Genomic DNA, 12,452 nt, shown 5'->3' with positions numbered 1-12,452 from the left:
CGCGGCGGGTAGTGGTTTGTAGAAAGGAGAGATAGAAATGTGGAATGCGGCGATGTGGGGCGGGATTTCCGGTTCTGCTGTTTTGCTGGGTGCGCTGGCGTCTATGTTTCTCCCGATTCGCAAGCGTATCATCGGTTATATCATGGCTTTTGGCACAGGGGTATTAATCGGCGCTGCTGCCTATGAACTTCTTGAGGACGCGGTGAAGGATGGCGGAATTGTCTCGACAGGAGCCGGATTTATAGCAGGCGCTGTCGTGTTTACCCTTTTTGATTACGCGGTTTCGAAAAGAGGCGCGTCACAAAGAAAAAGATCGGGACAAGCAGCTGCAGGCGGCGGGGGGATCGCGATTTTTATCGGCACCATCATGGATGCTGTCCCCGAATCTATTATGATTGGAGCCAGCCTTCTTGAAAAACAATCCGTCAGCTTCCTTTTGGTGATTGCGATTTTTATCAGCAATATACCTGAAGGGCTGTCCAGTACGGACGGCATGAAGAACAGCGGATATTCAAAGGCGAAAATCTTGCTGCTTTGGGCGGCGGTATTGATGATTTCTATTTTTGCCTCATGGTCAGGATATTACGTCCTCGATGGCGCTCCTGAGGAGATGATGTCGGCAATCGCCGCTTTTGCGGGCGGAGGCATCATCGCAATGATTGCATCCACGATGATGCCCGAGGCATATGAAGACAGCGGTCCGATGACAGGGTTAATTGCTGCTCTTGGTCTTTTAACGTCTTTGATTTTGAATCAGTTTTCCTAATCTGCACCGGACATGGCTACATGTCTGGTTTTTTCACTTGAAAATCCCGCAAATCAACCGATGAAAAGGAGGAAGAAATAGACAGAAAGCAGGAAACCGATGAAACGTTTTATCTTAAGCAGTTTTCTTTTGGCTAGTTGTTTGACTCTTGCCGCTTGTGCTGAAAAAGAAGCAATCGCAGAGCAGCAGATGCCAAAAGCGGAACAAAAGAAACCGGAAGAAAAGACAATACATGTACAGAAAAAAGAAGATGATACATCCGCATGGATCAAAACAGAGAAACCGGCAAAGCTGCCGATTTTGATGTACCACAGCATCTCTTCAGGCAACAGTCTCCGTGTGCCAAAGAAAGAATTTGAGGCACATATGAAATGGCTGCACGATAACGGCTACCAGACATTAACCCCAAAAGAGGCGTATCTCATGCTGACTCAGGACAAGAAGCCGAGTGAGAAATGTGTGCTCATCACGTTTGATGACGGATACACCGATAATTACAAAGACGCGTATCCGGTATTAAAGAAGTATGGCATGAAGGCGACGATTTTTATGATCGGCAAATCGATTGGGCATAAACATCATCTGACAGAGGATCAAATGAAGGAAATGTCACAGCATGGCATATCGATTGAAAGCCATACGATTGACCACCTTGAGCTGAACGGTTTAACGCCAAAACAGCAGCATAGCGAAATGGCAGATTCAAAAAAGCTGTTTGACAGGATGTTCGATCAGCAAACGGCCATCATCAGCTATCCGGTTGGGCGCTACAACGAAGATACCCTGAAGGCCGCTGAAAAAACCGGTTATCAAATGGGAGTGACGACTGAACCGGGAGCAGCCTCCAGAGATCAGGGGATGTACGCCCTCCATCGCGTACGTGTATCCCCGGGAATGTCAGGGGCGTCATTTGGCGCGTATATCGAGTCGATGAAATAAAAATGGCGGCGATTAATCGCCGCCGCCCCCTCCGCCGTCACAGCCGGAATCCCCGAAGCCTCCGTCACTGCCGCATCCATCATGGCGGGAATCGCCATCGGAAAATCCGAAAAAACCGCTGTCCGCCCGCTGGCGTCCTTTGTTTTCTGAAGCGGTTGATCGAGCCGATTGATAAATAACGATCATACCGAAGATCAAAGCGATAAGAATCACAATCATATGGCGTCCCCCCCTTTAAACAGTTATTTTTCATACGTTTTGAAGCCTGAAAAGTTTCATTTAAGGGAGATCGATTCTTTCAGCCGATCTCTCAGCCAGCGCTTGACCATGCCGTGTCCTTTGTTTGAAAGCAATGCGCCGACACGCCAATACATAGGCGGATGAGGAGAAAACTGAAAATCTATGATTCTGAAAAGCCAGCTGTTATCCCGGGTGAGAGAGTTCACCTTAACGTCGTCTTCATCTATATCAGAGCAGTAGGTGTTTTGTTTTTGCAGATCTTCATCCTGGCGAACCGCCAGGATCTTTAAGGATTCGGCCATCTGCCTGTATCCGCCCTCCAGCAATGAAGCGCCAATGTGATCGGCGCGCACCTCCATCCACTGGGAACAAAATGACTGATAAAGCTGAAATAGAAAGATGATTCCCATGATCAGCGCCCAAAGTGCAATTTTGTAAGCGCCGGGATGGGCGATGTAATGCTCAAGTAAAAGAATGATCCCGATGACTGCCCCAAGGTATAAAAAGCGCAACAGCTGCATGGACAGCACATCACGTTTTTTAATATGAACAGCCTCATGGGCAAGAATACCCTCAATGACATGCGGCGGAAGGGTTAATGTAGCGCTTGTCAGAATCACCATTGATCTTCCTACATTCATTCCGACGGCCATGCCGTTGTATTCATCACTATCCGTTTCGTAAATCTCCACATGCGAAATGCCTGCTTTTCTAAAAATCTTATCTGCCGCTGCCTGAACGTCTGAATTCAGACAAGGCCTGGCATCCATTGCTGTCCGCAGCACCCGGTCAGATAGATACATATTCAAAACCCAGTACAACATCACGGCACCAGAAATGACCCAAGGGGAGGCGTGTAAGGCATATAAACCGAGCACCAATATGGCGTAAGCAGATATCCCTTTTACGCTTGCGGCAAAATAAAGTTTACCTAAAAGCCGTTTTACATTTTTCCGATGATAAATCGGCAGGACAGCAATAACCGTTTCCTCTTTGGTTTCGGAAGCTAGAAATTCCCCGAGAATCGCTTTCCACTTTTCAGGATCTTTCACGGTCAGAAACAGCGTTTCTCCGGGAAGAGAGAGCCTTATGACTTGCTGAAAGCTTGTTGTCATATCGAGCCGGGATGAATACATGGTCAAAAGCGGATGAAGCTTTAATAGATCTGCCGTCGATTCAAGCCGGATGTCTTTCAGGTCTGAAAGCGGGTAGGTGCGGCTTTCATATCGTGAACTGATATGCCATGTTTCTAAAGACGATGAATAAAAGACTTTTACACTTAGAAAATTTAATATGCGTTTTGCCAGTGCTGCGCCGCCCGAGATGAAACCGAACAGGATCACATATTTTAGAACACTGGTGTCAGGACCGTAAATGAAGAAAATAATAGCGCCCGCAAACACAATGACAGTCAGAGCAATGTCCGAGAGGAGGCGTGTGTGATCTCTTGCAAGCTCAATTTCCTGCCATTCGCCTGATGGTTTTTCAACACGGCTGGGGACAGTCAGATCCAATGCGGTCCAGTAGCTGGTGAACATCAATGCCAGAGAGACGATGCCATCTAAGAAAGGCTGTTGAGAGAAGATAAAGCTAGCAGCACCGATCCAAAGAACAATATCAATCCAGAGTTCTAATGCCGGAAGAAGCTTTGCTGCAAGGGCTGATATCAGCTGAATGCCCAGCCCGAGAATGATAAAGAGAAAAAGACTGGTTTCCATAGGCATGCTAGAGTCCTTTCTATCGTAATCTTTCCAACTATTACTATAGCATGCGGCAGGAACTTGTAAAAACACGGAAATGCAAAAAAGCAAGCTCTTTCGTTATACGAAGAACTTGCTTTCGGCGTATCAATAAAACTGGTGTAACAGCAATAAGGTCAAGGACACTGTGATGGCCCCGCCGATTCTAGTGGACACCTGGGCAAAAGGCATCAGCTCAAGCCTTTCAGCGGCACTTAATATCGCGACGTCACCGGTGCCTCCTTGCCCTGAATGGCACGCATTAATAATGGCTGTTTCGATCGGATACATGTTCAGCCATTTTCCTGTGAAAAAGCCGACCGTCATCATTGTGACAACGACAGACAGAATCGTAATGATATTGCTGAGATTAAAGGCGGCAACAAGCTTGTCCCATGGCGTCATAGACACGCCGATTGCAAAGAGCAGCGGATAGGTGACTGCCGTTGAAAAGAAGCGGGACACGCCAAACGCGCCGTTTTCAATTGAGGCAGGGACCAGTCTGAACAGCTTGATCAAAACAGCTAACAGCAGCATGGCAACAGGGGCCGGAAAACCGAAAAAATCGTGGGCAAGCATACCGACCAAATACAAGGAAACGGCAAGGATTCCTCCGGACGCAAACAGAGAAAGGTTGAACATGTGCTGGCCGTTTTGCGATTCCTCCAGCGCAGGTGAATCTTCTGAACGGTCAACTTTACCGTTGCCGGTCCATTCCGGTTTTTTCTTGCCGATTCTGTTGAGCAGGCCCGCTAAGATGATCGCACACAGGCTGCCGAGCATGATCGATGGAAGAACAAGTGCAAACGCCTCCCCTTGAGACATCGGCATGATATCGGAATAACCGATGGACAGAGGGATGGCGCCTTCTCCGACGCCGCCAGCCATAATAGGAATCACGACGTACAGAAGAGTGTGCTGAAATCCGAGTCCGAGCAATGTACCGACAGCCAGTCCCACAATGGCGGCCGCGACAGAACCGGCGATAAGCGGTATAAAAATTTTCATAAATGCTTTTACAAGTGTTTCTCTTTTCATGCCGAGGATGCTTCCGACAACAATTCCGGCAATAAACAAATAAAGAAAGTTTGAGTTTTCTGTAAATTCCGTGGTGGATTTGACAATATCATTTGGCAGCAGATGATAGTAGACGACAGCAGATGGAATAAAAGTAGCAAGGATGGCCGGGCCGCCGATAGAGCGCACAATCGGTATCGATTTTCCGATTTGGGCAAAGGTAAATCCGAAAAACGCCATGACGGCAATGGATGTCAAAATGTCACTTTTTACATCGTGATGCATAACAAAAACAGTGATTAATATAAACAGCAAGACATACACAGGAAGCGGTATGATGCCTACTTTTATATTCATAGCTTTCGCAAACCAATTCTCTTTTCGAACCCCTTCGTGAATTGTATCCGTTTGCAATTGCAATTGAGTTTGAAGCTCTCCCATTGAAAAACCTCCCCTATTCTTGTTGCAGTGAAATTGTTCACTATGTTAAGTATACTAAAAAGTTGAAATTATTAATATATTAAAAATTTACTATTCAAACTGTTTCTTCTTTATGATTCAGATGAAAAGAGACGTTTTGACTAAATTTCGGAAGTGCCGGAGTGCCGAGAAACGAGTGCTGATGCCGGTCAAGCATTTTATTCGCAAGGAGCGAGGCGTTGATGTACGATAATAAAGGGTCATTTATCCTAGCAGCCGTCATAAATCAGCAACAAAATAGACAATAATCCGTCACATAGTGTGGGACTTTTTAGGTATTTCGGGCTTTATTTTTGAAACGGATCGTTGTAAAGTACTTAATATGAACCATTTAGAGATCGTGCCATTCGTCAGTCTGGCAATCTTGAATCATATTGGACAACTTTTTGACGTATTTGTGAAATATTGAACAATATTTTTTTCGTCTATTTTGTGAAATACTGATCAAAGTTTCGGTTCTGCTTGTGAAGTAGTGAACAATATAACGCTCAACCGGAAATGGAGGATAAAGCATGAGTGAATTAGTATTAGCCCGCATTCAATTTGCATCAACAACGTTGTTTCATTTCTTGTTTGTGCCAATGTCTATCGGGCTTGTGTTTATGGTTGCGTTGATGGAGACTCTTTATCTTGTGAAGAAAAATGAGCTGTACCTCAAAATGGCGAAGTTTTGGGGACACTTATTCTTAATAAATTTCGCAGTCGGTGTTGTTACGGGGATTTTGCAAGAATTCCAGTTTGGACTGAACTGGTCTGATTATTCCCGTTTTGTCGGAGATGTATTTGGCGCGCCGCTTGCGATTGAAGCATTATTGGCGTTTTTCATGGAATCTATTTTTATCGGATTATGGATTTTCGGGTGGGACCGCCTGCCTAAAAAAATTCATGCGCTCTGCATTTGGCTCGTGTCATTCGGAACGATTATGTCGTCTTTCTGGATCTTAACAGCGAACTCCTTTATGCAGGAACCGGTCGGCTTTACGATCAAAAACGGCCGCGCGGAAATGAATGACTTTGGCGCGCTGATTACAAATCCGCAGCTTTGGGTTGAATTTCCGCACGTCATTTTCGGTGCGCTTGCCACCGGGGCTTTCTTTATCGCCGGTGTCAGTGCTTTTAAACTATTAAAGAAAAAAGAAGTGCCATTCTTTAAACAATCTTTCAAACTCGCAATGATTGTCGGGCTTTGTGCAGGTCTTGGCGTCGGCCTTAGCGGACACATGCAGGCTGAACACTTGATGGAGTCACAGCCAATGAAAATGGCTGCCAGTGAAGGGCTTTGGGAAGACAGCGGCGACCCTGCCGCTTGGACGGCTTTTGCCACAATTGATACGAAAAATGAAAAGAGCTCTAATGAAATCAAAGTTCCTTACGCATTGAGCTATCTGGCTTATCAAAAATTCAGCGGCAGTGTCAAAGGAATGAAAACACTTCAGGCAGAGTACGAAAAAGTGTACGGAAAAGGCGACTATATTCCGCCTGTCAAAACGACGTTCTGGAGTTTCCGCATTATGGTTGGAGCAGGTGTTGTCATGATTCTTGCTGCGTTAGGCGGCCTTTGGCTAAACCGCCGCAAAAAGCTGGAAAACAGCAAATGGTATTTGCGCATCATGATCGCATTGATATCCTTCCCGTTTCTTGCGAACTCCGCGGGCTGGATTATGACAGAAATCGGGCGTCAGCCTTGGACGGTCATGGGTTTGATGACAACGGCTCAATCCGTGTCGCCTAACGTAACGGCGGGCTCCCTGTTATTCTCAATCATCGCGTTCGGTGTGATGTATCTGATTTTGGGCGCATTGCTTGTCTTCTTGTTCATTCGTGAGATTAAAAAAGGTGCGGAGCATAGTGATCATCATGATGTTCCTGTATCAACAGATCCATTTAGTCAGGAGGTATACCATGGCATCTCTTCATGATCTTTGGTTTATACTCGTTGCTGTATTGTTTGTAGGTTTCTTCTTTTTGGAAGGCTTTGATTTTGGGGTCGGCATGGCGACCCGTTTTCTTGGCCATAATGAATTAGAGCGCAGAGTGCTGATCAACACGATCGGACCGTTCTGGGACGCGAATGAAGTATGGCTTTTGACTGGTGCGGGTGCTATCTTCGCGGCGTTTCCAAACTGGTATGCAACAATGCTGAGCGGTTATTACATTCCGTTTGTCATTGTGCTGCTTGCGTTAATGGGCCGCGGGGTCGCGTTTGAATTCCGCGGCAAGGTTGATCATTTGAAATGGGTAAAGGTTTGGGACTGGGTGGTTTTCTTCGGCAGTCTGATTCCTCCGTTTGTGCTCGGTGTGTTATTTACGACATTATTCCGCGGTATGCCGATTGATGCCGATATGAACATTCACGCGCACTTATCTGATTATATCAATGTATATTCTGTACTTGGCGGCGTGACCGTAACACTTCTTTGCTTCCAGCATGGATTAATGTTCATCACGCTGCGTACGATTGGTGATTTGCAAAACCGCGCCCGGAAAATGGCACAAAAGATAATGGGTGTTGTTTTTGTAGCGGTTCTTGCCTTCGCGGCCCTTTCTGCTTATGAGACAGACATGTTTACACGCCGCGGCGAGATTACCATTCCGCTTGTTGTTTTGATTGTCATCTGCTTTATGCTCGCGGCTGTATTTATCCGTAAGAAAAAAGACGGATGGACATTCGGGATGACAGGCGCGGGGCTTGCTCTGACCGTAGGAATGATTTTCATTTCATTATTCCCTCGGGTGATGGTCAGCTCGATTCAAAGCGCGTTCGATTTAACAGTAGCTAACGCTTCTTCCGGTGATTATTCGCTAAAAGTCATGTCAATTGCAGCATTAACGCTATTGCCGTTTGTAATCGGCAGCCAGATCTGGAGCTATTATGTCTTCCGGAAGCGCGTCAGTCATAAGGAGCCTATGACTTATTAATGGGAAAAGACCTGTTTCGATATAAAGGAATGAAGCGGATTCTCACCGTGATTACTTGCTTAACGCTGATTCAGACAGCCGCTATTATCATGCAGGCAGAGTGGCTGAGTGAAGCTGTAACCGGGCTTTTCAACGGGAAGAGCATTGCCTCCCTGTTTCCGGTGATCGGCTTTTTCCTCATCGCTTTTGTCGCGCGGCACGGGGTGACAGTGGCGCGTCAGAAAATCGTCTATCATTATGCCGCCCGGACGGGAGCTGATTTGAGGAAAAGCTTTCTCGATCAGCTGTTCCGCTTAGGCCCCCGCTTTGCAAAGAAAGAGGGGACGGGGCAAATGGTGACGCTGGCGATGGAAGGCATCAGCCAATTCCGCCGCTATCTAGAGCTGTTTTTGCCGAAAATGGTCAGCATGGCGATTGTGCCGGCTGCGGTTGTCATCTACGTGTTTTTTCAGGATCGGACTTCTGCGATTATTTTAGTCGCGGCCCTGCCGATTCTGATTCTTTTTATGATTCTTCTTGGCCTTGTCGCACAGCGAAAAGCGGATCGCCAGTGGAAATCATACCAGACATTGTCCAACCATTTCGTTGATTCTCTTCGCGGATTGGAGACTTTGCGTTTTTTAGGATTGAGCAAATCGCATAGCAAAAACATTTTCCACGTCAGTGAGCGGTATCGCAAAGCGACAATGAGCACACTGCGGGTGGCGTTTTTATCTTCATTTGCTCTCGATTTTTTCACGATGCTGTCGGTGGCGACAGTTGCTGTGTTTTTAGGCTTGCGTTTGATAGACGGCGGTATTTTGCTTGGCCCCGCTTTAACAGCGCTTATTCTGGCACCTGAATACTTTCTGCCAGTGCGGGAAGTGGGAAATGATTATCATGCGACACTTAATGGTCAGGAAGCGGGCAAGACGATTCAGGACATATTATCTCAGCCGGGATTCAAAGAAGAGGCCCCGCTTCAGCTTGAAACATGGTCCAATCACGATGAACTGAAGCTGTCAGGTGTCTCAGTTGGCCGAGCGATGTCTGATATGACTCTTTCATTTAAAGGGAAGAAAAAAATCGGCATCATTGGAGCAAGCGGTGCCGGAAAATCAACTTTAATCGATATTCTTGGAGGATTTTTGGAGCCGGATGACGGTGTTATCAGTGTGAACGGTTCAAGCCGTTCGCACCTGCAGGACGGGAACTGGCAGAAAAACCTTCTCTATATTCCGCAGCATCCTTATATTTTTGATGATACGCTAGCGAACAATATCCGGTTTTATCACCCAAGCGCTTCTGCTGAAGATACAGCCCGCGCTGCTTCCTCAGCGGGATTGATGGAGTTTGTAAACACCCTTCCTGAAGGATTAGAGGGACGGATCGGAGAAGGCGGCCGGGCGCTCAGCGGCGGTCAGGCTCAGCGTGTCGCGCTTGCCCGCGCTTTTTTGGGTAACCGCCCGATTCTGCTGCTGGATGAGCCGACCGCCCATCTGGATATCGAAACAGAATATGAAATAAAAGAAACGATGCTGGATTTATTTGATGACAAGCTCGTCTTTCTCGCGACACACCGTCTCCATTGGATGCTCGATATGGATGAAATTATCGTGCTGGACGGAGGCAGGGCAGCAGAAATCGGGACTCACGATGAATTGCTGGCGAAAAACGGTGTGTACACCAAACTCGTGAAGGCACAACTGGGGGAAAGAGCATGAAGAAAGAAGAATGGATTCTGCCGTATATCAAGCAAAATGCCCGTCTGTTTGTTCTTGTTGTCTTTTTGGGCGCGGTGACGATTTTTTCCGCTGCTTTTCTCATGTTTACTTCAGGGTTTTTAATTTCAAAGGCGGCGACAAGGCCGGAGAACATCCTGCTCATTTATGTGCCGATTGTCGCCGTTCGAACCTTTGGGATCGCCCGGTCTGTGTCACGCTATGTGGAGCGCCTGATCGGGCATCATATCATTTTGAAAATCGTGTCAGACATGCGCGTCCGCCTTTACAACATGCTTGAGCCTGGCGCTTTGATGCTGCGGTCCCGTTTTCGCACGGGAGATATGCTCGGCATTTTGTCTGAGGATATTGAGCATTTGCAGGATGCCTTCTTAAAAACCATTTTCCCTGCCATCTCAGCCTTGCTTTTGTATGCTGTTTCAGTGATTGCGCTCGGCTTTTTCTCCTGGCCGTTTGCCATTTTGCTGGCGCTTTATTTGTTTGTTCTGGTTGTGCTGTTTCCGGTCGTGTCTTTGCTTGTGACGCGGGCGAAGAATGCCAAGCTGAAAAGCGGGCGAAACGTGCTGTACAGCCGTCTCACAGATGCCGTGATGGGTGTCAGCGACTGGATGTTCAGCGGACGCTGGCATGCTTTTATTGATTCCTATGAAAGAGAAGAAAACGCTTGGTTTGAGCTGGAACGCAAAAAACATCGTTTTACAAGATGGCGGGATTTCGCCGCGCAATGCTTTGTCGCCGGCCTTATTTTGCTGATGCTGTTTTGGACGGCGGGGCAGCATGCAAATGGCGAACTAGCCAAAACGATGATTGCTGCCTTTGTGCTTGTTGTGTTCCCGCTGACAGAAGCTTTTCTGCCGCTTTCTGATGCGTTGGGCGAAGTGCCGGGTTATCAGGATTCTATCAGAAGAATGAACAAGGTGGCTCAGCCGGGGGCTTCACAAACAGCGTCTGCGGCTGACAGGCTTGATCTCAAAGACGTCACTTTGGCGTTTCGTGATGTGACGTTTTCTTATGACAACAGCAGCCAAGTACTGAACCATTTTTCCTTTACGCTGCGCCAAGGAGAAAAAATGGCGCTGCTCGGCCGGAGCGGCTCAGGAAAATCAACATCACTCGCATTAATTGAGGGCGCATTGAAACCTGACTCAGGCTCGGTAACGTTAAACGGAGTGGAAACAGCGCTTGTAAAGGATCAGATTGCTGATGCGGTGGCTGTGTTAAATCAAAAGCCTCATTTGTTTGATACAAGCATTTTGAATAACATCAGGCTCGGAAACGGAAAGGCGAGCGACGAGGATGTGCGCCGCGCCGCAAAGCAAGTGAAGCTGCATGATTACATTGAGTCGCTGCCTGACGGATATCATACTTCAGTTCAGGAAACCGGAATCCGATTTTCAGGAGGAGAGCGGCAGCGGATCGCGCTCGCCCGGATTTTGCTGCAGGATACGCCGATCATTATACTTGATGAGCCTACAGTAGGCTTGGACCCTATCACGGAACGCGAACTGATGGAAATCGTGTTTGAGGTGCTGAAAGGTAAAACGATTCTTTGGATTACGCATCACTTGGCGGGAGTGGAAGCGGCCGATAAAATCGTCTTTCTGGAAAACGGAAAAACAGAAATGGAAGGAACACACGAGGAACTGCTGGCGACGAACGAACGGTATCGCCGGCTTTATCATCTCGACGTTCCTGTAAAATAAAAGACAGTCTCTGAGGCTGTCTTTTTTTGTTTGAAAAAGAAGAAGTGCAGGAAAAATAAGAAGAGAAATAAGAGGAGGTATGGATATGAATGTTCCGATTTGGACGGAAGAGCATGTGAGGGCTGCGCTCCCTGAAAGAGATGCAGTGAGCCATAAAGGTACGTACGGTACGGCTTTGCTGCTGGCGGGAAGCGACGACATGCCGGGCGCTGCGCTTTTAGCCGGGCTTGGAGCCATGCGGAGCGGTCTCGGCAAGCTTGTCATCGGCACGTCTGAAAGCGTGATCCCGCTGATCGTTCCGGTTCTGTCGGAGGCCACGTATTGGCGGGACGGCTGGGAAAAAGCGGCGGGCTCTCGCCTTGAAGAGACATACCGGGCAATTGCGATCGGTTCGGGGCTTCCGCAAACAGAGAGGGTGCAGCAGGCCGTTGATCATGTTCTTGAGAAGGATTGTCCTGTTATTTTGGATGCCGGGGCGCTGACAAAGCGCACGTATCCGAAACGGAAGGCGCCCGTCATCCTTACGCCGCATCCAGGTGAGTTTTCCCGAATGACAGGGGTTCCGGTGAAAGACTTACAAAATAAAAGAGCAGAATATGCCAAGGAGTGGGCGGTTCAGCTGCAAACGGTGATCGTGTTAAAAGGAAATCAAACCATCATCGCGTTTCCCGATGGCGACTGCTGGAGCAATCCGACCGGAAACGGGGCACTCGCCAAAGGCGGAACCGGCGACACACTGACGGGAATGATATTGGGCATGCTTTGCTGCCACAAAGACACGAAACATGCCGTATTAAATGCCGTATACTTGCACGGTGCATGCGCCGAGCTTTGGACTGACGAACACTCTGCCCATACGCTGCTTGCCCACGAGCTCTCTGACATGTTGCCTCGTGTGTGGAAACGATTTGAATGAAAAAAGCTGTCT

General features: G+C 47.7%; 10 protein-coding genes. 7 read left to right on the top strand and 3 right to left on the bottom strand.

The annotated features are described in order from the left end of the window. The first annotated feature begins 37 nt into the window (after positions 1-37). Positions 38-766, top strand: coding sequence for a ZIP family metal transporter (locus AU387_RS06480; RefSeq protein WP_059335225.1), 729 nt, complete (start codon positions 38-40; stop codon positions 764-766). 99 nt (positions 767-865) lie between these two features. Continuing rightward, positions 866-1,705, top strand: coding sequence for a polysaccharide deacetylase family protein (locus AU387_RS06475; protein WP_059292234.1), 840 nt, complete (start codon positions 866-868; stop codon positions 1,703-1,705). A 12-nt stretch (positions 1,706-1,717) separates the two neighbouring features. Here the strand turns inward: AU387_RS06475 and AU387_RS06470 are convergent, their stop codons facing one another. From AU387_RS06470 to cimH, 3 genes are all read right to left on the bottom strand, one after another. After that, on the bottom strand, positions 1,718-1,921 hold the full coding sequence (locus AU387_RS06470; RefSeq protein ID WP_044160384.1) for a hypothetical protein: 204 nt from the start codon (positions 1,919-1,921) through the stop codon (positions 1,718-1,720). A 59-nt stretch (positions 1,922-1,980) separates the two neighbouring features. Beyond that, positions 1,981-3,669 carry a M56 family metallopeptidase gene (locus AU387_RS06465; RefSeq protein WP_082687843.1) on the bottom strand — a complete coding sequence of 563 codons (1,689 nt, stop codon included), beginning with the start codon at positions 3,667-3,669 and terminating at the stop codon, positions 1,981-1,983. 123 nt (positions 3,670-3,792) lie between these two features. Further along, entirely contained in the window at positions 3,793-5,142 is a 1,350-nt protein-coding gene (gene cimH / locus AU387_RS06460; protein ID WP_044160011.1) for a citrate/malate transporter CimH, read from the bottom strand. A gap of 551 nt (positions 5,143-5,693) precedes the next feature. On the opposite strand from cimH, the gene cydA reads away from it, so the two are divergent. The 5 genes from cydA to AU387_RS06435 all read left to right on the top strand — a co-directional run bounded on the left by cydA (position 5,694) and on the right by AU387_RS06435 (position 12,440). After that, entirely contained in the window at positions 5,694-7,100 is a 1,407-nt protein-coding gene (gene cydA, locus AU387_RS06455) for a cytochrome ubiquinol oxidase subunit I (protein ID WP_059292235.1), read from the top strand. Next, positions 7,084-8,100: a cytochrome d ubiquinol oxidase subunit II gene (gene cydB / locus AU387_RS06450; protein WP_044160009.1), complete on the top strand. Its 1,017-nt coding sequence runs from the start codon at positions 7,084-7,086 to the stop codon at positions 8,098-8,100. The genes cydA and cydB overlap by 17 nt, the downstream gene beginning before the upstream one ends. After that, positions 8,100-9,803 (top strand): thiol reductant ABC exporter subunit CydD, encoded by a 1,704-nt coding sequence (gene cydD / locus AU387_RS06445; protein ID WP_059335224.1) that lies wholly within the window; start codon positions 8,100-8,102, stop codon positions 9,801-9,803. Before cydB ends, cydD begins: the two co-directional genes overlap by 1 nt. Further along, positions 9,800-11,524 (top strand): thiol reductant ABC exporter subunit CydC, encoded by a 1,725-nt coding sequence (gene cydC / locus AU387_RS06440; protein WP_059335223.1) that lies wholly within the window; start codon positions 9,800-9,802, stop codon positions 11,522-11,524. The genes cydD and cydC overlap by 4 nt, the downstream gene beginning before the upstream one ends. A gap of 85 nt (positions 11,525-11,609) precedes the next feature. Next, a complete protein-coding gene (locus AU387_RS06435; protein WP_059335222.1) occupies positions 11,610-12,440 on the top strand; it encodes an NAD(P)H-hydrate dehydratase in 831 nt (276 codons plus the stop codon). Positions 12,441-12,452: the final 12 nt, after the last annotated feature.

It is taken from the genome of Bacillus halotolerans, assembly GCF_001517105.1.
In the GTDB taxonomy this organism is placed as follows: Bacteria; Bacillota; Bacilli; order Bacillales; family Bacillaceae; genus Bacillus; species Bacillus halotolerans.
The sequence above is the reverse complement of the archived record's forward strand: the minus strand, read 5'-3'. Positions and strand labels throughout refer to the sequence as shown.

Excerpts from the sequence above, each read along its gene's own strand:
- AU387_RS06480 (WP_059335225.1), top strand. The coding sequence starts at position 38 with ATGTGGAATGCGGCGATGTGGGGCGGGATTTCCGGTTCTGCTGTTTTG.
- AU387_RS06475 (WP_059292234.1), top strand. The coding sequence starts at position 866 with ATGAAACGTTTTATCTTAAGCAGTTTTCTTTTGGCTAGTTGTTTGACT.
- AU387_RS06465 (WP_082687843.1), bottom strand. The coding sequence starts at position 3,669 with ATGCCTATGGAAACCAGTCTTTTTCTCTTTATCATTCTCGGGCTGGGC.
- cimH (WP_044160011.1), bottom strand. The coding sequence starts at position 5,142 with ATGGGAGAGCTTCAAACTCAATTGCAATTGCAAACGGATACAATTCAC.
- cydA (WP_059292235.1), top strand. The coding sequence starts at position 5,694 with ATGAGTGAATTAGTATTAGCCCGCATTCAATTTGCATCAACAACGTTG.
- cydB (WP_044160009.1), top strand. The coding sequence starts at position 7,084 with ATGGCATCTCTTCATGATCTTTGGTTTATACTCGTTGCTGTATTGTTT.
- cydD (WP_059335224.1), top strand. The coding sequence starts at position 8,100 with ATGGGAAAAGACCTGTTTCGATATAAAGGAATGAAGCGGATTCTCACC.
- cydC (WP_059335223.1), top strand. The coding sequence starts at position 9,800 with ATGAAGAAAGAAGAATGGATTCTGCCGTATATCAAGCAAAATGCCCGT.
- AU387_RS06435 (WP_059335222.1), top strand. The coding sequence starts at position 11,610 with ATGAATGTTCCGATTTGGACGGAAGAGCATGTGAGGGCTGCGCTCCCT.